This is a genomic window from Polynucleobacter sp. AP-Sanab-80-C2 (assembly GCF_035012965.1).
Classification (GTDB): domain Bacteria; phylum Pseudomonadota; class Gammaproteobacteria; order Burkholderiales; family Burkholderiaceae; genus Polynucleobacter.
On the sequence record NZ_JAYGQS010000001.1, the window covers coordinates 434,698 to 454,213 of the forward strand.

Here is a 19,516-nt window from a genome sequence, read left to right on the forward strand (position 1 = left end):
TACTCTGTGGTTCACCGTAATTTCAAACTTGATAAACCAATTAATACCAAGAGGATCGTGATAATCCAAAAACGAACCACCACTTGTGTTTCTTTCCAACCGCCTAGTTCAAAATGGTGATGTAAAGGCGCCATCCGGAAGATACGACGACCCTCACCAAAATGTTTTTTAGTCAGCTTGAACCAAAAGACTTGCAACATCACTGAAAGCGTTTCAGCAACAAAAATACCGCCCATCACAAAGAGAACAATTTCTTGACGCACAATCACTGCAATTGTTCCAAGCGCGCCACCGAGAGCTAAGGCACCCACATCACCCATAAATACTTGCGCTGGATGCGCGTTGTACCAAAGGAAAGCTAGACCTGCTCCACCCATGGCGCCACAAAAGATCAATAACTCACCAGCACCTGGGATATACGGAAACAATAGATATTTGGCATAGATAGCATTACCCATCACATAGGCAAAAGCACCCAATGCAGCGCCTACCAAAATCACTGGCATGATTACTAAGCCATCAAGGCCATCAGTCAAATTGACGGCATTACTACTGCCGACAATGACGAGATAACTTAAGATGATGAAGCCCATCATGCCCAAGGGATAGCTCACTTCTTTCATAAAAGGTATTAGCAAATTCGTTTTGGCTGGGAGATCTAAAGCAAAGCCACTTTTGAGCCACTCATAAAACAATTGCAATACCTTGAGGTTATTCACCTCAGACACTGAGAACGCTAGGTAAATCGCTGCAAACAAACCAATCAAGGTTTGCCAGAAAAACTTTTCTCTTGATGCCATGCCCTTAGGGTCTTTGCGTGCGACCTTGCGATAGTCATCCACCCAGCCCACAGCCCCAAAACCAAAAGTCACGATCATCACAATCCATATAAAGCGATTACTGAGATCAGCCCAGAGCATGCAAGAGACAAAAATACCAATGAGAATTAATACGCCACCCATCGTTGGCGTTCCCGATTTCACTAAATGGGTTTCTGGACCATCCGTACGGACGGCCTGCCCCATCTTCAATGTAGTTAACTTCCGAATCACCCAGGGACCTGCAGCCAAGCCAATTAACAATGCAGTAACGGTCGCCATTACCGCTCTAAAGGTGATGTAATTAATTACTCGGAAAAAGCCGAAATCCTCTTGTAACCATTGGGCCAAAATTATGAACATGTCTTAGCCTCCTCTAACAAGGCTTGTACTACACGTTCCATGCGCATAAAACGGGAACCCTTAACCAAAATATTGAGATACTGATTACTACCTGCGTTCTGTGCATGCAATGCATCTCTTAATTGAGCAATCAAACTATCTATATTGGAAAAATGTATGGCTTTTGATGCTGGATTGGTTTTTACGACGCTATCAAAACCTTGAATCGCAAACTGGCATTGCTCACCAAGAGCAAATAACTGAGCAACTCCCTGCTCAGCTGCATAAGCACCTACTTCACGATGAAACTCAGGGCCCTGATTACCAACCTCTCCCATATCACCCAGAATCAACCAAGCAATATTTCCAGACTGCTTCAACGCATCAATGGCAGCCCGCACTGAATCTGGATTAGCGTTGTAGCTATCATCAATCAATGTGTAATTTGGATGAATCTTTTTAGGCTGCATCCGTCCATTCACGGGCGCAAAAGCCTCCAGGCCTTGCTTGATTTTTTCAAGACTAAGTCCAGCAGCCAAAGCTACAGCACTTGCAGCCAAAGCATTACGTACATTGTGGCTACCAAGAGTATTCAGCTGAATTTCAACCGATCCCATATCGGTAATCACCTCTACGAGACCATTGTTTAATAAACAACCTCTTACTGAAGCATTCGTGCCTGCTTGAGCAGACAACAAAGCGAAATCAATCACCTTTCTTGCGCCCGCAGCTACACGCCATACCGAAGTGAACTCGGAGTCTGCGGGAAACACAGCAATACCATCTTTAGGTAAAGCGCGGATCACATCGGCATGCTCCTCAGCAACCGCAGCAACCGTTGCCATAAATTCTTGATGCTCGCGTTGGGCATTATTAATGAGGGCAATATTCGCTTGAGCAATCGCCGCTAGTTGTGCCGTTTCGCCGGGATGATTCATACCCAACTCCACTACTGCAAGGCGATCTGTCGAACGCAGCTTCAACAAGGTCAAGGGCAAGCCAATCTCATTATTGAGATTACCTTTCGTGACTAAGGTATGAGTCTCGCCGGCTGCCACTTTAAATATAGAGGCAATCATCTCTTTAACCGTAGTCTTACCATTGCTACCGGTAACCAAGGCTAATGGAATCTCATGATTTGCGCGCCAAGCTTTCGCTAAATCACCCAAACTAATGCGTGTATCCGCAACACAAACTGCCGGTAAATTTCCTGGGCACTTCTCTGCGCTGCTCACTAGTGCAGCTCCAGCACCAGACTTTGCAACATCGACTAAAAAATCATGGGCATCAAACCGCTCGCCTGACAAAGCAATAAATAGCTCACCAGCATCAATTTGACGGCTATCTGTGCCAACCCTCGATAGGGCAATAACTCTTGCAGCCTCATCAGAAACATTCAGCAATCTACTTCCTGGCAACATGGTGTGTACTTGGGCTAATGTCGTCATCATCAGACTAGACCTCCGGCAGCCAGACGAATATGCTCTTGATCAGAAAAATCAAAACGCTTGCCTTTAATCTCTTGCGAAGTCTCATGACCTTTGCCGGCAACCAGCACCACATCCTTTATATCTGCGTGTCGAATAGCGGCCATGATTGCTACTGCACGATCTGCAATCACCTGCACATTTGCACTAGACGAGTGAATTCCTTGACGAATCATCTCCATAATCGCCTCAGGATCTTCAGAGCGCGGATTATCACTGGTAATGATGATTTGATCGGCAATGTTAGCAACAACGGTACCCATTTGAGGACGTTTGCCACTATCGCGATCACCACCGCAACCAAATACACACCATAACTTGCCACCGCGTTGCTGAGCAATCGGGAGCAATGCCTGCAAAGTCTTCTGCAAAGCATCCGGCGTATGTGCGTAATCCACAACTGCCAAAGGACCTTCAGACTTTTGACTCTTACCTAATGAGATGAGCTCCATGCGGCCGATGACTGGCTGCAATTGACCGACACATTTACTTGCTTCATCCCGAGTGAGGCCTTGCGTCAATAGCGTTGTCCACACTGCCAGCGCATTGCTTAAATTAAACTCGCCAAGCAGAGGAATATGGAGAGAATTTTTACCCACACCTTCGTATGTGAAAACAGAATCATATCCAAAGCCATTTAAGACACTATCTACTGCATAAATACGTTGTAGACGATCACCAAATTTTTCAAAGCCTTTGAAAGCTGATGAATTTAAAGCGTAAGCCCAAACTCTCAGTTCATCCCTAGCCAACAGATTCATCGCCAGCTCACGACCAAAAGGATCATCTAAATTTACGACGGCATGCTCTAAACCAGGCTGACTAAATAACTTTGCTTTTGCTTCAGCATAGTTAGCCATACTTCCGTGGTAGTCGAGATGATCTTGGCTTAAGTTGGTAAATACTGCGCAATGAAATGTAGTTCCTGCGACGCGCTCCTGTTGCAATGCGTGAGATGACACTTCCATTGCCACTTGTTTAGCACCAGCGTCTAATAACTGCTTTAACTGAGTCTGTAGCTTTGGCGCGTCTGGGGTTGTGTATCCAGTCTTCTCCAGCGAACCTGGAAAACCCGTTCCCAAGGTGCCCAGTACTGCTGTACGGTGATTCGGTTGATCCAATGCGTTAGCTAACCACTGAGTAATACTGGTCTTACCGTTAGTACCCGTAACACCGATCACTTGTAATTGCTTGCTTGGCTCGCCATACCATTGGGCGCAAAACTTACCTACTTTCTCTGCAAGATTTTCAATCGCAATACATTGGGGATGATCCAAATAATCAGCATCAGCACTAACAGAGTCAAATACGACTGCTGCTGCGCCTTTTTGTAAAGCAGTATCAATAAATTGGCGCCCATCACGCAAGGCGTTTCCGTGGCCAACAGGGTATGCAAAAAAGATATCGCCAGATTCAATCTGACGACTATCCGCGCTCACCTTTGCTGAAGAATTTGCTAGGGTGTGCAAGTGGTCAATCAAATGATTGGGTTTCATATTCAATGCCACCGTCATCTTTTCAGAACCACATGCTGTGTCTGTACATTAGCAGTACGAACCTCTGTAGGGCTCTTATCATCTAATGCCATTAGATTTGGTCTTGTATCAGGCGCAACATTTAAAGCCCTCAATGTTTCACCAACAATCGTAGAAAAAACAGGGGCTGCCACATCTCCACCGTAGTGGCTACCACCAGTAGGCTCATCAATCATGACCGCCACAACAATCCTCGGTGCGCTAATAGGGGCAAGTCCAGCAAAGTAAGCACGATAAGAATTTCCGTACCCCTTGCCAACAAGCTTATGCGCTGTGCCTGTCTTACCGCCAACCCGATAACCTTCAGTCTGCGCCTTGACAGCTGTGCCGCCAGTCTCAGTTACCGTTTCCATCATTTCCCGCATTTCAATGGCAGTTTTTGCTGAAAGCACTTGCGTACCATTTTTCACGCCCGGACTACGCTCGATGGTTAGTGGAATCAACTCACCATCGCGCGCAAATATCGTATAAGCACGCGCAACTTGAAAGAGCGAAGCAGAAATGCCGTATCCAAAGGCGATACGTGCCTGGTCAGTGGGCACCCATTTTTTAAAGGGATGCACTGTGCCAGCAACAGCGCCTGGGAAACCAATTTTTGGCGCTTGTCCTAAACCTACTGATGTATAAAAATCCCACATCTCTTCTGCGGAGAGATTATTCAATGCGATCTTTGCAGTGCCAATATTGCTTGACTTCTGAATTACTTGGGAAACAGTTAAGTTAGCAAAAGGGTGTGAATCTGTAATTGGCTTAGGTCCAACCAGATACTTTGCACCAATCACCATATTAGTATTTGGTTTAACTACTCCCTTTTCTAAAGCAATGGAAATCGTCAAAGGTTTCATTGTTGAGCCAGGCTCAAAAGTATCTGTCAGCACCCGATTACGCAGTTGCTCGCCACTTAAATTCCGACGATCATTTGGGTTGTAGCTTGGGTAATTTGCCAAAGCCAGGATTTCACCGGTCTGCGTGTCTAAAACAACGGCACCACCCGCTTTTGCATGATGTTGCTCTACTGCACTCTTTACCGCGTTATAAGCAAGATATTGAATTTTGCTATCGATCGATAATTGCAAATCTTTACCATTCTGCGGCAACTGCTCAATAGCGATGTCCTCTACTACACGTCCTAGGCGATCGATTACTACACGTCTTTGACCGGGATGAGCTGCAAGCTCTCTTTCTCTAGAGAGCTCCATTCCTTCTTGACCCTTATCCTCAACGTTAGTAAATCCCACAACGTGAGCCATCGCCTCGCCTTCAGGATAAAAGCGTCGATATTCATTATTCAGACCAATGCCTGGAATTTCTAGTTGCTTAATCTGTAGCGCAATTTCTGGATCGACTTGACGCTTTAAGAAGACTTGCTTCCGATCGTCTTTTAGCTTTTTACGCAATTCAGCTTCGCTAATTTGCAACAAGCCAGCCAGTTTTTTTACCTTATCCGCAGCTAAGTCATCTGGCACAGTATCGTTGTATGCAATCACCGATTTTGCTTCAAGGCTAGTTGCAATCACCTGCCCATTGCGATCCAAGATCTTTCCGCGACTAGCTGGCAACTCTAACTCACGCTGTGTACCTCTCACGCCCTTTGCCTCATAAAAGGCATTACCCGGACCTTGAATCCAGAACGCGCGCAGCAACAGCAACATGAAGACAAAAAACAAAAGAAATAGCATCAAGCGCGACCGCCACATAGGCAGACGCAATACTAAGTTTGGCGTAGTTGAAAATCCAACCGTTCTCATGGGGCCTCCTTGATGTACAAAGTACGTTCAGGAGAAATCGGTGCCATATGCAATTGATTACGCGCTACGCTTCGTATACGCGCGGATTTTGAAAGATTGCGCTGCTCGTATTCCAAACGCAACCACTCTTGATTCAACTTACGCTCTTCAATTTGAGTACGTTCTTGGGCGATAAATAATTGACGAGCACGTTGCTGCGCAGCGACCAAAGATAATGCGCAAAGCAATAACAAAGCTAATAAGGTCAAGGTTGCGCGATTCATGCGAATGCCCCAAATCGCTTTTCTGCTACTCGCATAATGGCTGAGCGAGCGCGCGGATTTTCCGCAACCTCTTCATCACTGGGCTTTATGCGTCCAATAATCTCAATCATACTTTGGGGTAAATCTTTTTCACGCACCGGTAACCCACGAGGTATTTCTACTTTTGCATGAGCCTGTAAAAATTGTTTAACAATACGATCTTCTAATGAGTGAAAACTAATCACTGCAAGCCTTGCGCCTGGCTTCAATAATTTCAGGGCCGCCTTTAGGCCTAACTCCAAATCTTCCAGCTCACGATTGATAAAGATACGTAAGGCCTGAAAAGTTCTAGTGGCAGGATCTTGTCCAGCCTCGCGGGTACGCACTACACCTGCAATGAGACTTGCTAATTGCGTAGTCGTTTGCGGCGACAGGCCCTCTTCTCGCTTAGCCACAATCGCCTTTGCGATTTGAAATGCAAAACGCTCTTCCCCGTAAGTCTTAATCACGTGCGTGATTTCCTCCTGCGGTGCTTGCTCTAACCACTCTGCAGCCGTCAAACCTTGATTGGTGTTCATCCGCATATCGAGTGGACCTTCGCGCCGAAAAGAAAATCCCCGGTGCGCTTCGTCCACTTGCGGCGAACTGATCCCCAGATCTAACAAAATTCCATCGACTGATTCTGGTGCTGCGTACTGATCCATCTGCGCAAAACTGTCGTGTACGATCCTTAAGCGTGGATCGTTGATTTGTTGTGCTACGGCAATCGCATCCAAATCCTTGTCGAATGAAATCATGCGAGCTGAGGCTGGTAATTGCTTGAGCAGTGCTTGTGTATGACCGCCGCGCCCAAACGTTCCATCGATGACTAGCATGTTTTGGGTTGCGCTTTGATTCTGAATGAGCGGACCATTGACTAGCGCCGTCACCGCCTCGGCCAGTAACACTGGGCGATGAGTTATGTTCATAGCACCCTGTCATCAAAAATTAAATTGCTTGAGCGCTTCAGGCATACCTTGCGAAATCGCAGCCTGTTCTTTTGCGGCGTATGTAGCTGCGTCCCACAATTCCAAGTGACTGCCCATGCCGAGCAAGATCACTTCTTTTTCGATTCCTGCAGCAGCACGCAATTCTGGACTGACCAAAACACGACCTGCGCTATCAAGATCAATCTCAGCAGCATTGCCAAGAAAAATTCTGCGCCACCAATGAGCGTTCATGGGCAGTTGCGCAACCCTAGCTCTGAAGCCCTCCCACTCTGGTCTTGGGAACAAAAGAAGGCAGCCATCGGGGTGTTTTGTGAGCGTGACACGGCCGTCACCCTGCACCATTAGGGCGTCACGATGCTTTGCCGGAATCGACATCCGACCTTTTGCATCTAAATTGAGAGCTGACGCACCTTGAAACACCATTTACCCCACTTTTTCACACTTCCTCCCACTTTAGAGGATTGCAATAGGGGGGTCAAGTGTTTTTGGCTATTTTTTGGGAATTTCTCTAGTGTTTACAAACACTTAGCGTCGTATGTTCATAAAATGGTGATAATAAAATAGCTACTTGAAACAATGGCTTGGAAAATATACTTAAGAATACATCTTAGCTATAGAGCTAGATAATGGATAAAGATACTGTTTTTATAAACAGTATCTGTAAAAAATAAATCAAAAAAAATTATTTTCAAACTCTTCAGTACCACTATCAGGCAACTTAAATTTTGTAAGCGGTTGTAGTCATCACTTTAGATGCGGCCTGCATCATTTTATGAACTGGCTCAGGCAAGCTTACTCCGCCAGCATGCAAGGCAGCTTGTCCGTGCTCAATTTCATCGATCCGCATTTGATCAACAATCGCGCGTGAGCGGTGATCTTCTGGTGGTAATTTTTCAAGATGACTCTGAAGATGATTTTCAACTTGCTTTTCTGTTTCAACCACAAAACCTAGACTCCATTGATCACCCGCTAAGCCAGCTGCCAAGCCGATTGCAAAGGATCCTGCGTACCATAATGGATTGAGATAACTGGTATGCGAACCAAGCTCTTGCAGGCGAGTTTCGCACCATGCCAAGTGGTCCATTTCTTCTTGAGCGGAATGATTGAACATCTCTTGAATTTGCGGATTTCTGGCAACTAATTTTTGTGATTGATAGAGCGCCTGCGCGCACACCTCGCCAACGTGATTGACGCGCATGAGACCTGCAGCATGTTTACGTTCCGCTGCATCCAAAGAATGGCTTGGAGTCAATGCTGACCCTGGTGTTGGTCGCCCAGCATTTGCCCCACCAAAGACAGATCGCAAGGCGGTATCAAACTCAATAATCAGCTTATCAATGGGCGAGGTCATGGCCATAAACTTAAACTAAAACCTCGGCTTTACAGCTTTGCTTGGTCTTGAGGCCCAGCTCAGCCAAAAGCGCACGGTCTTGCTCAGCCTCAGGATTAGCGGTAGTGAGTAGTTGCTCACCATAGAAAATGGAATTGGCGCCGGCCAAGAAACACATAGCCTGAACAGCCCTGCCAAGCTCTTGTCGACCAGCAGATAAACGCACGCGTGCCTGAGGCATCGTGATGCGGGCAACTGCAATTGTTCTGACAAATTCAAGGTGGTCTAGAGGCTTTTGATCCGCCAATGGTGTACCTGCAACTGGCACTAAATGATTGATTGGCACTGACTCGGGATAAGGGCTCAAGTTAGCTAAACGGGTCAAAAATGCGGCACGCTGTTCACGGGATTCGCCCATCCCCACAATGCCGCCACAACAAACGGACATGCCTGCTGAACGAACATGAGAAATCGTATCTAAGCGATCTTGATAGTCGCGGGTAGAAATCACGGAGCGATAAAAATCTTCACTCGTATCAAGATTGTGGTTATAAAAATCTAAGCCCGCATCTGACAGGGCCTGGGCTTGCTCAGCCTCCAACATGCCTAAGGTGGCGCAAGTCTCAAGACCCAAAGCCTTAACCCCCTTAATCATGGCGGTCACTTTTTCAATGTCACGATCTTTGGGTTCGCGCCAAGCAGCGCCCATACAGAAACGGTTCGAACCAGCCGCCTTAGCCGCCTTAGCCGCCTCTAAAACCTCCTCTAGACCCATAAGCTTTTCAGCCTTCACATCAGTGTCATAGCGAGCAGCTTGGGGGCAATATGCACAATCCTCTGGGCAGCCACCAGTCTTAATCGACAGCAAAGTGGCTAACTCCACATCACCCTCAGGGAAATAAGCTTTATGGGTCTCTTGGGCCTTGAGCATTAACTCATTGAAAGACAAGGCAAATAGGGCCTCAACCTGAGCAACCGACCACTTACCAGATACATCAAGCTCTTTTCGCAAATCAGCTTTCGATTTGACTTGGGTCAGGGGTTTTTCTACGGTTTGAGCGTACTGCATCGGTAAATTCCAGAAAATAGGTCAATCCAAGGCATAAACATAACAGATACAAGCCTGAATTAGGAAAAACTAGTGGTCAAATATCAAACATGAAGGTTATTTCTGATTTAAATCAAACCAGCTTAGTAGATCGCAGCCTAGCTGCTGTTTGGCATCCCTGTACGCAGATGAAACACCATGAATCTTTTCCGCTGGTGGCGATCACTAAAGGCAAGGGAGCCTGGCTGTATGACGAGCATGGAAATGCCCTACTCGATTGCATCAGCTCATGGTGGACCAATCTCTTTGGACACTCGAACCCTCACATCATTCAAGCCATCACTAGACAACTAGAAAAGATTGAGCATGTCATGCTTGCCGGCTTCACACACCCTCCAGTAATAGAGTTATCTGAAAAACTAGCAGTACTGACCAAAGGGAATTTAGGTCACGTCTTCTACGCATCTGATGGCGCTTCCGCAGTGGAGATTGCATTAAAGATGAGTCACCACTTTTGGCAACTCAATGGCAAACCACAAAAGAAAAAGTTTGTTTGTCTTGAAAATGGCTATCACGGAGAAACGCTTGGTGCACTTGCGGTTACCGATGTTGCGATTTTCCGAGAGGCTTACGGATCGCTTTTGCAGGATGTCTACACAGTAAGCTCACCCGATGTGCGTAAAGCAAAAAATGGTGAAAGCGTAGAGGATGTTGCAAGACAGGCAGCGAATGAGCTCGAGCAATTATTTGCAAAAGAGCATGAACAGATTGCCGCAATCATTATTGAACCGCTCGTGCAATGTGCTGGCCAAATGGCGATGTATTCCCCCGAATATCTACGACTCATTAAAGATTTATGTGAACGCTATCAAGTCCACCTAATTGCGGACGAGATCGCGGTAGGATGCGGTCGCAGCGGAAAGTTCTTTGCCTGCGAACATGCTGGAATTTGGCCTGACTTTTTAACGCTCTCCAAAGGAATTAGCGGAGGGTATTTACCCCTGTCGCTTTGTATGACTACCGATAAAATTTATCGCGCCTTTTACAACGATCAAACCAAGAATGGATTCTTACATTCGCATTCTTACACTGGTAACCCACTGGCTTGCGCAGCAGCGCTAGCCAGTCTCGAGCTCTTTGAAACAGAACAAGTTCTTGAAAAAAATATCATTCGCTCACAAGATTTAGCCAATGCATTTGCTTGGGCTAAATCAGATGCCCGCATTGAGCATTGGCGCCAACAAGGGATGATCTTGGCGTTTGATGTCAAAGCTTCTAAGCTCACATATGCCAATACTTTTCCTCGCGAGATGTTTGCAAAGAGTTTGAATGAAGGTATTTTGATGAGACCAATTGGTAATACCGTTTATGTAATGCCTCCCTATATTTTGTCTGCACAAGAAACTGAGCAAATGGGTCAGGCAGTACAACGTGCACTCAATCAGGTTGTAAATGTCTAAATCTTTTAATGCGCTCAAATTAGCAGAAGAGCAAATTGCAGATTTAGATCTGCAATTACTTAAGCGCAAGCTGCGTATTACTTCATCCCCTTGCGATTCCAAAGTATTGATAGAAGAACGAGAACTGAAAGCCTTTTGTAGTAATGACTATCTTGGTCTTGCAAACCACCCTGAGATTGCCAATGCATGGTCTGAGGGCGGTCAAAAATACGGCGTAGGAAGTGGTGCCTCCCACCTCATCAGTGGCCATAGCATTGCCCATGAGCTACTAGAAAAAAGACTGGCTGCATTTCAGAGCCACCACATTCCTAAGCCGCGTACATTATTTTTTAGTACCGGCTATCTTGCAAACCTCACGGCTATTACTGGCTTGGTAAGGCTTGCTTCTCCGGGTAATGCCAGTATTTATTCAGCAAAACTCAATCATGCTTCTTTGATTGATGGTGTTCGCTTAGCGAGCGCACAAACCAACGCTGTAGTGACGCTGTTTGATCACACACAACTAGACTCTTTAATTGAAGCAATCAAAAAGGATGCCAGGCCTTTTAAATTGATTGTGACTGATGGCGTGTTCAGCATGGATGGTGATCTCGCGCCTATCAAAGAACTGCTAGCTATTGCTGAGCAATACGATGCCCTCTTGATGGTAGATGATGCTCATGGATTTGGAGTGCTAGGTAAACAGGGTCATGGCATTTTGGAGCAAAAGAATATTTGCTCGGATCGTATCATCTATATCGGCACGCTAGGCAAGGCTGCTGGGGTCAGTGGTGCTTTTATCTGCGCACAAGACTCTTTTATCGAGTGGCTGATTCAAAAGGGTCGTCCTTATATCTACAGCACAGCTACGCCCCCTGCGATTGCCCATGCACTTCTCAAAAGCCTAGAGATCATTGAAACAAATGAAGGCAAACAACGCCGCACTCACTTAGATAAACTGATTGATATCTGGCAAAAAGAAATGCATTTCTCAGCATGGAAAAAGATTTCTTCAAGCACACCCATTCAGCCACTGATTCTTGGTAGCAATGCCAATGCTTTATTAGCGGCTCAGTTATTGGATGATGCAGGCTATTGGATTCCGGCAATTAGGCCGCCCACCGTTCCCGCAGGCAGTGCACGCTTGCGTATTACGTTTTCTGCAAACCATAGCGAAGATGATCTGCGCGCCCTGATCAACACACTACAGTCAATCGAACAACAAGTGATTGAAAAGAGTCTTTGATGAATCAACATCCTGGGTTCTTTATTACCGGCACGGATACTGAAGTTGGCAAAACGCTAGTCAGCGGCGCCATAATTCTCAAATTGCGTAAGCAAGGTAAACATGTTCTTGGCTTTAAGCCTGTGGTTGCTGGCACCTATCAAAGCAATGAAGGTCAATGGCTCAATGAAGATATAGAGACTTTACGTATCGCTTCGAATTTAGCCCCAGGTCAACTAACTCTATGTCCTTATGTTTTAGATACTCCAGCAGCACCCCACTTAGTTGCTAAATCTAAAAATATTCAGCTTGAGCTTGACACAATGATGAGAGCTTACAGTGAGATTCAGAAGCAAAGCGACTGTGTAGTGGTGGAGGGGGCTGGTGGTTTTTTAACCCCACTAAATGATCATGAAGATTTGGGAAACTTCGCAGAGCGAATCAATTTACCGGTTATTCTGGTTGTAGGCATGCAATTAGGCTGCATGAATCATGCTTTACTCACCATAGAAGCAATCAAGGTGCGCCACTTAAAAATTGCTGGCTGGGTTGCGAATACCCTTTTTCAAAAAATGCATTTACTCACTGAAAATATCGAATCGCTGCAATCTAAGATAGATGCTCCTTTTTTAGGGCTGATCCCTCAATTGCCCGCTGCAATTCAAAAGCCTGATAACAGCCCCTACTCTGTAGAAGCGCTCGAATTTGCTGCACAGCACATTCAACTACCCAATGCATAAATACATTCATAGCTATCTGTAATCGCCCCATTAAGCCCAGCTAGGGTGCGCCTAGAGCCACTTTCAGATAAGATAAAGGCATGCATTTACTTCCTGAAATCGTCGCATCCACAGAAGCAATCCAAGATATTCGTCGCAATATTCATGCTCATCCTGAATTGCGTTTCGAAGAAAACCGCACAGCTGATCTTGTTGCAGAAGCTTTATCAAGCTGGGGCATTACTGTCTTTCGTGGCATGGGCAAAACCGGGGTGGTTGGACGACTAGATGGAGATTTAGGCGCAGGCAAGATGATTGGTTTGCGTGCAGACATGGATGCACTCCCACTCCAGGAACACAACAACTTCGCGCACACCTCTCGTAATCCTGGAAAGATGCATGCCTGCGGTCATGATGGTCACACTGCCATACTCTTGGGCGCAGCACAATATTTATCGAATCATCGCGACTTTAAAGGTGCGGTGATTTTTATTTTTCAGCCGGCCGAAGAGGGTGGTGCCGGTGCTCGCGAAATGATCAAAGATGGCTTGTTTGAGCAGTTTCCGTGTGATGCTGTATTTGGATTGCACAATTGGCCCGGTTTGGCTGAAGGTCATTTTGGCGTGACTGCTGGCCCAATGATGGCATCGAGTAATGCTTTTGAAATTACTATTACTGGCAAAGGTGGTCATGCCGCCTTGCCGCACAACAGCGCTGATCCCGTGCTTACGGGTGCACAAGTAGTGCTGGCCCTACAGAGCATCATTACCCGTAATAAACGACCTGTAGACGCAGCTGTGCTTTCAGTCACACAATTTCATGCAGGCGAGACCAGCAATGTCATTCCTGATAGTGCGTTCATTGGCGGCACTGTTCGCACCTTTACGCTTGAGGTCTTAGATTTAATTGAGCAACGCTTGCGAGATATCACCCATCAGGTCGCAGCTGCATTTGATTGTCAGGCGGAAATTCAGCTCTCAAGAAACTATCCGCCATTAATCAATCATGAAAAGGAAGTCGTATTTGCCAGCGAGGTGATGAGCGAGTTAGTTGGTGAGCAAAATGTAAATACCTCGATTGACCCAACCATGGGTGCAGAGGATTTTGCTTTTATGTTGCTAGATAAGCCTGGTTGCTACGTTTTTTTAGGCAATGGCGATGGTGATCATCGCTCTGTAGGACATGGCATGGGACCGTGCCATCTTCATAATCCTTCATATGACTTCAATGACGCTTTGATACCAGTAGGTGTGAGCTATTGGGTCAAACTAGCTCAACGCTACCTAGAAAAAAATTAAGCAATTGAATCGTTAAGAATTCGTAAATTTGGCAGGGCGTTTTTCAATAAATGCTGCCATGCCTTCTTTTTGATCATTCGTTCCGAAGCAAGTATGGAACAAACGGCGTTCAAAATGAATGCCTTGTGACAGTGTAGTTTCGTAAGCAGTATTCACTGCCTCTTTCACCATCATTGTGGTCAATAAAGGCATATCAGCAATGTCTTTAGCAATTGCTTTCACCTCTTTTAATAAATCCGCTTTGGGAAAGACGCGGGATACCAAGCCTGAACGTTCAGCTTCTGCTGCATCCATCATGCGACCTGTCAACGCAAGATCCATCGCCTTCGCTTTAGATATCGCACGTGGCAAACGTTGTGTACCACCAGCGCCTGGGATGATGCCTAATTTAATTTCTGGCTGAGCAAACTTAGCGTTATCGGCCGCCATGATGGTGTCGCACATCATGGCCAGTTCACAACCACCACCTAGCGCATAGCCTGATACCGCAGCAATTACAGGCTTGCGTACTTTTTGCATATGCTCCCAGTTGCGCGAAATAAAGTTATGACGATAGACATCTTGCAAGTTACGCTTTGCCATTGATGCAATATCAGCACCAGCGGCAAATGCTTTTTCACTGCCTGTAACGATGATGCAAGCAATATTGTCATCCGCGTCAAAACTCAATAATGCAGCGCCAAGCTCATCCATTAGTTCATCGTTAAGTGCATTGAGTACCTCAGGACGATTCAAAGTGATGGTGGCAACCTTGCCATCTACCTCAGTCAAAATAGTTTTGTAGCTCATAGTTTTCTTTCTAATGTGACATTCATTAACGCGGCAACAATAACCACATCTTGCCATTTTGTTTCATGCGCCCCGCCATTTCTTCGGCAGCCTCACCCGATCCCCAATAGTAATCAGCTCTGACGCCGCCCACAATTGCCTTGCCAGTATCCTGGGCCATTACCAGCTTTTGCAGGGGCTGGCTACTTAAGGGTTTGGTGGTGGCCAAGAATACAGGCGCGCCTAAGGGCATTGCCTGAAGATCGATCGCAATACTCCGCTCACTCGTTAAAGGTACTCCTAGCGCACCATTGGGGCCCAAATCAGCCTCTACATTACCTGGCAGCTCTTTGAAAAAGACAAACCGAGGATTAGCGTTGAGCATTTCATGCACACGCTCTGGGTTGCGCTTAGCCCATTGTGAAATTCCCTGCATCGTTGCCTCGCTACGTGTAATTTCTTTGCGATCAAGCAACCATTGTGCAAAAGATTTAAAGGGTTGGTCATTAGTACCCGCGTAGCCTAAACGCAGAACGCGACCATCCTCAAGGCGAATTTTTCCAGAGCCCTGTATTTGCATAAACGCAGCCGCAACAGGGTCTTGCACCCATGCAATTTCAGATCCCTTCAGCATTCCTGAGCTCATTAACTCTGCTCGCGATGGTCCTGGATTTGGCTTAGATTTTTTCCAAGCATTGGGGTAGGCATAGAGCGGCACGCTGTACATACCGGTTCTCGTTTGCGAACCATTCATGACTGGCTCGTAATAACCTGTGATCAAGCCTGTCTCACTTCCAGAGCTATTGCGAATTTCATAAGCCTGAAAATAATTTTCAAAATAGCGACGAATCGCTTGGCCATCGCTGCTCGAGACACCGTTAGTTTGATTACAGACTTGGCGCCAGTTGGTTTCGCCACTGCGTCTGCGCAAGGCCTCGCAGCTCTTGAGCCAAGCTGGCCATGCCAGCGCCATATCATCTTCCTGCCAACCCGGTAAGACTTGCCAAGATACGGCGCTAAAACTGGCAATGGATGAGCTATAGGTGGATGGTGCAGTACCCGACCCACTGGATCGATATCCCGTACTTCGAGTAGGAGGCGTTGAACAAGCAACCAGCAAGCTGGCAACAACAATAGCGAATACACTTGTCTGGAACAATTTAACTTTAGAAATCATGATTGCCAATTTACTCGATGAATACCCAATGCTACTGTTTGTCCTTGAGGGTGCTATTGCCTTAGGACTTTTATTATTCATCGTCCTTTGGACTGGCAAAGGCAAAAAGTAAGCCTCCAGAAAATAAGGCCCCTTGCTTAGTGGAGGGTGCGGGGCATTACCAGTGCAAATTCTGGGATGGGCGCCTGAAAAAACTGCGCATCCTCGGTTACGCAAAAATACTCGCCCCGCATCGTTCCGGCGGGCGTTGGCAGGGTAGCCCAACTGGTGTACTCAAAATGCTCGCCGGAGCGCAATAGAGGTTGCTGACCAACAACCCCCAGACCGCGCACCTCTTGAACGTCGTTGTCCCCGTCTGTAATGAACCAATGGCGGGCAATCAACTGAATACTGGCTGATCCCGTATTGCGGATGATGACCGTATAGGCAAAGGCAAATTGGCGATTATCTGGGTCAGATTGGTCTGGAAGGTACTGGGTCTTAACCGTAATGCTGATTTCATGGGGATTCATGCTCGAATTCTGCTCCATCCCAAGGCCAACTGCAAGCTAGAATCTAGGGATGGAAAGCCAAAAAACACCATCTGATCGTCAATTTCTGATTGCCCCCTCCATTTTGTCGGCTGACTTTGCCTGCCTTGGCAAGGAAGTACAAGATGTTTTAGGGGCTGGCGCTGACTGGATTCACTTTGATGTGATGGACAACCATTACGTACCTAATCTGACTATTGGCCCCTTAGTGTGTGAGGCCATTCGCCCCTATGCAAATAAAAATGGCACATCTGCGCTTATCGATGTTCACTTAATGATTGAACCGGTTGATCGCATTGTTCCTGATTTTGCAAAAGCTGGGGCCAATTTGATTAGCTTTCATCCAGAGGCAAGCCCTCATGTGAATCGCACATTGAATTTAATTCGTGATCAAGGCTGTCAAGCAGGGCTAGTTTTCAATCCCGCAACACCACTTGATCATTTGGATCACACCTTAGACCTGCTAGATCTTGTACTACTCATGTCAGTCAATCCTGGCTTTGGTGGTCAATCATTTATTCCAAGCACTCTTCAAAAGATTACTCAAGTGCGTTCCCGTTTAGATCGCTACGAAGCAGAGACAGGTCGTCACATTCGTCTTGAAGTAGATGGTGGGATTAAGGTCGATAACATTGCGCAAGTTGCACAAGCAGGTGCAGATACTTTTGTTGCAGGCTCAGCCATTTTTGGTCAAGAGAATTACGCCCAAGTCATTGACGCAATGCGCGCAGAGTTAGGAAAGTCAGGAAAAGCCTAATGCTGCGCGAGGAATTCAATGCCCTAGCAAAGCAGGGTTTCAATCGCATTCCTCTGGTGAAAGAGGTTTTGGCGGATTTAGAAACGCCGCTATCGCTCTACGTCAAGTTGAGCCAAGCTTTTGGCAAAAAAAATACCTACCTTTTGGAATCAGTTTTAGGTGGCGAGCGCTTTGGTCGCTTCTCCTTTATTGGTCTTCCTGCCAGGACTGTTATTCGTACAGTAGGCACCCCATCTAAACCCATTAACGAAGTGCTTACTGATGGCAAAGTAGTTGAGACCAATACAGATAATCCACTAGATTTTGTAGATGCTTATTTCAAAAGATTTAAGGTTGCAGTAGAGGCGGGGCTACCGCGCTTTTGTGGAGGTCTAGCTGGCTACTTTGGATATGACACAGTTCGTTATATCGAATCACGTCTTGCCAAACATTCACTACCAGATGAGCTGGGTGTTCCTGATATTCAACTCATGCTCACTGAAGAGTTGGCTGTCATTGATAACGTCGCAGGAAAAATTTATCTCATCGTCTATGCTGATCCAAGCTTGACTGATGGCTTTGAAAAAGCACAGGCTCGCTTGAAAGAATTACTGGCCTGTCTGAGCAAGCAATTCAACATGCCGCCTTCTTTGGCAAGCAGTAAAACCGATCTGATTCGTAAATTCAAGGCGGTAGATTTCGAAGATGCCGTTCGTAAAACCAAGGAATATATTTTGGCTGGCGATTGCATGCAGGTTGTCATTGGTCAGCGCATTAGCAAACCCTTTACCGATTCACCGCTTGCGCTCTACAGAGCATTGCGCTCATTGAACCCATCGCCCTATATGTATTTCTATGATTTTGGCGATATGCAGATCGTCGGCTCTTCCCCAGAAATCTTAGTACGCCAAGAAAAACGTGCGGCAGAAAAAATTGTGACGATTCGGCCGCTAGCCGGAACACGTCCCCGTGGCGCCAACCCAGAAGAAGATGAGCGCCTAGCCAAAGAGCTATTGGCAGATCCAAAAGAAATTGCTGAGCACGTCATGCTGATTGATCTTGCTCGCAATGACGTCGGTCGTATTGCTAAAACAGGCTCGGTCAAGGTGACTGACTCTATGTCTATTGAAAAGTACTCTCACGTACAACATATTGTGAGCTCGGTTGAGGGTGATCTTTTAGACAATATGAGCAATATGGATGTCTTGCGTGCCACTTTCCCTGCAGGCACCTTATCAGGCGCCCCAAAAATTCGGGCAATGGAAATCATTGATGAAATGGAAATTGTGAAGCGGGGTGTTTATGGTGGCGCAGTAGGCTACCTCTCTTTCTCCGGTGATATGGATGTAGCAATTGCGATTCGTACTGGGGTCATTCGTGATGGTATGCTGCACTCGCAAGCTGGCGCTGGTGTCGTAGCTGACTCAGACCCCACAGCTGAATGGAAAGAAACTGAAGCTAAGGCACGCGCAGTATTAACAGCGGCCGATTTAGTACAAGGAGGACTCGATGCTCCTAATGATTGATAACTATGATTCATTTACCTACAACCTCGTGCAGTACTTTGCTGAGCTAGGTGAAGACGTCAAAGTATTTCGGAATGATGAACTTACCGTTGAAGCGATTGCAAAACTCAATCCTGCACGCATTTGCATTTCACCGGGACCATGTAGCCCAGCAGAAGCTGGTATCTCTGTAGAGACTATCAAGCAATATGCTGGAAAGATTCCTATCTTGGGTGTGTGCTTAGGTCATCAAGCGATTGGTGAAGCTTTTGGAGGCAAGGTAATTCGCGCTCAGAAAGTAATGCACGGCAAGACGGATAGCATTCATCACACTGGCGTTGGTGTATTTAAAAACCTACCAGACCCATTCAAGGTCACTCGCTATCACTCTTTGGCAATTGAAAAAAGCTCTTTGCCAGCATGCTTGGAAGTTACTGCCACCTCCTCTGATGGAGAGATCATGGGTGTGCGTCACAAAGAATTGGCAGTTGAAGGCGTCCAGTTTCATCCAGAATCAATTCTTTCTGAGCATGGTCATGCCCTGCTCAAGAATTTTCTAGAAAACAAGTAACTCAGCAAA

19 protein-coding genes are annotated in these 19,516 nt (G+C 46.3%); 7 read left to right on the plus strand and 12 right to left on the minus strand.

All coding sequences use genetic code 11. From position 1 onward, the window contains the following. Positions 1 to 11: 11 nt before the first annotated feature. From mraY to bioB, 9 genes are all read right to left on the minus strand, one after another. Complete coding sequence (gene mraY, locus VC178_RS02245) at positions 12 to 1,181, minus strand: phospho-N-acetylmuramoyl-pentapeptide-transferase (RefSeq protein WP_323481484.1); 1,170 nt, start codon at positions 1,179 to 1,181, stop codon at positions 12 to 14. Continuing rightward, positions 1,172 to 2,614 (minus strand): UDP-N-acetylmuramoyl-tripeptide--D-alanyl-D-alanine ligase, encoded by a 1,443-nt coding sequence (locus VC178_RS02250; RefSeq protein WP_416350532.1) that lies wholly within the window; start codon positions 2,612 to 2,614, stop codon positions 1,172 to 1,174. Before VC178_RS02250 ends, mraY begins: the two co-directional genes overlap by 10 nt. Further along, positions 2,611 to 4,143 carry a UDP-N-acetylmuramoyl-L-alanyl-D-glutamate--2,6-diaminopimelate ligase gene (locus VC178_RS02255; protein ID WP_323481485.1) on the minus strand — a complete coding sequence of 511 codons (1,533 nt, stop codon included), beginning with the start codon at positions 4,141 to 4,143 and terminating at the stop codon, positions 2,611 to 2,613. The genes VC178_RS02250 and VC178_RS02255 overlap by 4 nt, the downstream gene beginning before the upstream one ends. Positions 4,144 to 4,157: 14 nt before the next feature. Then, positions 4,158 to 5,930: a peptidoglycan D,D-transpeptidase FtsI family protein gene (locus VC178_RS02260; RefSeq protein WP_216126253.1), complete on the minus strand. Its 1,773-nt coding sequence runs from the start codon at positions 5,928 to 5,930 to the stop codon at positions 4,158 to 4,160. After that, complete coding sequence (ftsL, locus tag VC178_RS02265) at positions 5,927 to 6,193, minus strand: cell division protein FtsL (RefSeq protein WP_323481486.1); 267 nt, start codon at positions 6,191 to 6,193, stop codon at positions 5,927 to 5,929. Before ftsL ends, VC178_RS02260 begins: the two co-directional genes overlap by 4 nt. Then, positions 6,190 to 7,140: a 16S rRNA (cytosine(1402)-N(4))-methyltransferase RsmH gene (rsmH, locus tag VC178_RS02270; protein ID WP_323481487.1), complete on the minus strand. Its 951-nt coding sequence runs from the start codon at positions 7,138 to 7,140 to the stop codon at positions 6,190 to 6,192. Before rsmH ends, ftsL begins: the two co-directional genes overlap by 4 nt. A gap of 12 nt (positions 7,141 to 7,152) precedes the next feature. Then, positions 7,153 to 7,581 carry a division/cell wall cluster transcriptional repressor MraZ gene (gene mraZ, locus VC178_RS02275; protein WP_323481584.1) on the minus strand — a complete coding sequence of 143 codons (429 nt, stop codon included), beginning with the start codon at positions 7,579 to 7,581 and terminating at the stop codon, positions 7,153 to 7,155. A 298-nt stretch (positions 7,582 to 7,879) separates the two neighbouring features. Continuing rightward, the gene (gene coq7, locus VC178_RS02280; RefSeq protein WP_323481488.1) at positions 7,880 to 8,512 is read right to left on the minus strand and encodes a 2-polyprenyl-3-methyl-6-methoxy-1,4-benzoquinone monooxygenase; all 633 of its coding nucleotides are present in this window, start codon (positions 8,510 to 8,512) and stop codon (positions 7,880 to 7,882) included. Positions 8,513 to 8,522: 10 nt separating this feature from the next. Next, entirely contained in the window at positions 8,523 to 9,560 is a 1,038-nt protein-coding gene (gene bioB, locus VC178_RS02285) for a biotin synthase BioB (RefSeq protein WP_323481489.1), read from the minus strand. Between the two features lie 89 nt (positions 9,561 to 9,649). Between bioB and bioA the strand changes: the two genes are divergently transcribed. From bioA to VC178_RS02305, 4 genes are all read left to right on the plus strand, one after another. Continuing rightward, the gene (bioA, locus tag VC178_RS02290; RefSeq protein ID WP_323481490.1) at positions 9,650 to 10,999 is read left to right on the plus strand and encodes an adenosylmethionine--8-amino-7-oxononanoate transaminase; all 1,350 of its coding nucleotides are present in this window, start codon (positions 9,650 to 9,652) and stop codon (positions 10,997 to 10,999) included. Then, positions 10,992 to 12,224, plus strand: a complete 1,233-nt coding sequence (locus VC178_RS02295) for an 8-amino-7-oxononanoate synthase (RefSeq protein ID WP_323481491.1) — start codon at positions 10,992 to 10,994, stop codon at positions 12,222 to 12,224. The genes bioA and VC178_RS02295 overlap by 8 nt, the downstream gene beginning before the upstream one ends. Further along, positions 12,224 to 12,943, plus strand: a complete 720-nt coding sequence (gene bioD / locus VC178_RS02300) for a dethiobiotin synthase (RefSeq protein ID WP_323481492.1) — start codon at positions 12,224 to 12,226, stop codon at positions 12,941 to 12,943. The genes VC178_RS02295 and bioD overlap by 1 nt, the downstream gene beginning before the upstream one ends. A gap of 80 nt (positions 12,944 to 13,023) precedes the next feature. Beyond that, positions 13,024 to 14,220, plus strand: a complete 1,197-nt coding sequence (locus VC178_RS02305; RefSeq protein WP_323481493.1) for a M20 aminoacylase family protein — start codon at positions 13,024 to 13,026, stop codon at positions 14,218 to 14,220. A gap of 12 nt (positions 14,221 to 14,232) precedes the next feature. Here VC178_RS02305 and VC178_RS02310 read toward each other — a convergent pair whose 3' ends face one another. The 3 genes from VC178_RS02310 to apaG form a co-directional block, all read right to left on the minus strand. After that, positions 14,233 to 15,009, minus strand: coding sequence for an enoyl-CoA hydratase (locus VC178_RS02310; RefSeq protein WP_323481494.1), 777 nt, complete (start codon positions 15,007 to 15,009; stop codon positions 14,233 to 14,235). A gap of 25 nt (positions 15,010 to 15,034) precedes the next feature. Beyond that, positions 15,035 to 16,165 carry a murein transglycosylase A gene (locus tag VC178_RS02315; protein WP_323481495.1) on the minus strand — a complete coding sequence of 377 codons (1,131 nt, stop codon included), beginning with the start codon at positions 16,163 to 16,165 and terminating at the stop codon, positions 15,035 to 15,037. A gap of 137 nt (positions 16,166 to 16,302) precedes the next feature. Next, positions 16,303 to 16,677 carry a Co2+/Mg2+ efflux protein ApaG gene (apaG, locus tag VC178_RS02320; RefSeq protein WP_215296174.1) on the minus strand — a complete coding sequence of 125 codons (375 nt, stop codon included), beginning with the start codon at positions 16,675 to 16,677 and terminating at the stop codon, positions 16,303 to 16,305. 49 nt (positions 16,678 to 16,726) lie between these two features. On the opposite strand from apaG, the gene rpe reads away from it, so the two are divergent. From rpe to VC178_RS02335, 3 genes are read left to right on the plus strand one after another with little or no spacing between them, the layout of a single operon-like run. Further along, positions 16,727 to 17,452 (plus strand): ribulose-phosphate 3-epimerase, encoded by a 726-nt coding sequence (gene rpe / locus VC178_RS02325; RefSeq protein ID WP_323481496.1) that lies wholly within the window; start codon positions 16,727 to 16,729, stop codon positions 17,450 to 17,452. Next, positions 17,452 to 18,957, plus strand: coding sequence for an anthranilate synthase component I (gene trpE, locus VC178_RS02330; protein WP_323481497.1), 1,506 nt, complete (start codon positions 17,452 to 17,454; stop codon positions 18,955 to 18,957). The genes rpe and trpE overlap by 1 nt, the downstream gene beginning before the upstream one ends. Then, positions 18,941 to 19,507 (plus strand): aminodeoxychorismate/anthranilate synthase component II, encoded by a 567-nt coding sequence (locus VC178_RS02335; protein ID WP_323481498.1) that lies wholly within the window; start codon positions 18,941 to 18,943, stop codon positions 19,505 to 19,507. Before trpE ends, VC178_RS02335 begins: the two co-directional genes overlap by 17 nt. The last annotated feature ends 9 nt before the right edge of the window (positions 19,508 to 19,516 follow it).

Coding starts and splice junctions, on each gene's coding strand:
- ftsL (WP_323481486.1), bottom strand. CDS start 6,193: ATGAATCGCGCAACCTTGACCTTATTAGCTTTGTTATTGCTTTGCGCA.
- mraY (WP_323481484.1), bottom strand. CDS start 1,181: ATGTTCATAATTTTGGCCCAATGGTTACAAGAGGATTTCGGCTTTTTC.
- VC178_RS02255 (WP_323481485.1), bottom strand. CDS start 4,143: ATGAAACCCAATCATTTGATTGACCACTTGCACACCCTAGCAAATTCT.
- bioD (WP_323481492.1), top strand. CDS start 12,224: ATGAATCAACATCCTGGGTTCTTTATTACCGGCACGGATACTGAAGTT.
- VC178_RS02335 (WP_323481498.1), top strand. CDS start 18,941: ATGCTCCTAATGATTGATAACTATGATTCATTTACCTACAACCTCGTG.
- rsmH (WP_323481487.1), bottom strand. CDS start 7,140: ATGAACATAACTCATCGCCCAGTGTTACTGGCCGAGGCGGTGACGGCG.
- VC178_RS02260 (WP_216126253.1), bottom strand. CDS start 5,930: ATGAGAACGGTTGGATTTTCAACTACGCCAAACTTAGTATTGCGTCTG.
- rpe (WP_323481496.1), top strand. CDS start 16,727: ATGGAAAGCCAAAAAACACCATCTGATCGTCAATTTCTGATTGCCCCC.
- VC178_RS02305 (WP_323481493.1), top strand. CDS start 13,024: ATGCATTTACTTCCTGAAATCGTCGCATCCACAGAAGCAATCCAAGAT.
- bioB (WP_323481489.1), bottom strand. CDS start 9,560: ATGCAGTACGCTCAAACCGTAGAAAAACCCCTGACCCAAGTCAAATCG.
- trpE (WP_323481497.1), top strand. CDS start 17,452: ATGCTGCGCGAGGAATTCAATGCCCTAGCAAAGCAGGGTTTCAATCGC.
- VC178_RS02295 (WP_323481491.1), top strand. CDS start 10,992: ATGTCTAAATCTTTTAATGCGCTCAAATTAGCAGAAGAGCAAATTGCA.
- coq7 (WP_323481488.1), bottom strand. CDS start 8,512: ATGACCTCGCCCATTGATAAGCTGATTATTGAGTTTGATACCGCCTTG.
- bioA (WP_323481490.1), top strand. CDS start 9,650: ATGAAGGTTATTTCTGATTTAAATCAAACCAGCTTAGTAGATCGCAGC.
- VC178_RS02310 (WP_323481494.1), bottom strand. CDS start 15,009: ATGAGCTACAAAACTATTTTGACTGAGGTAGATGGCAAGGTTGCCACC.
- VC178_RS02315 (WP_323481495.1), bottom strand. CDS start 16,165: ATGATTTCTAAAGTTAAATTGTTCCAGACAAGTGTATTCGCTATTGTT.
- apaG (WP_215296174.1), bottom strand. CDS start 16,677: ATGAATCCCCATGAAATCAGCATTACGGTTAAGACCCAGTACCTTCCA.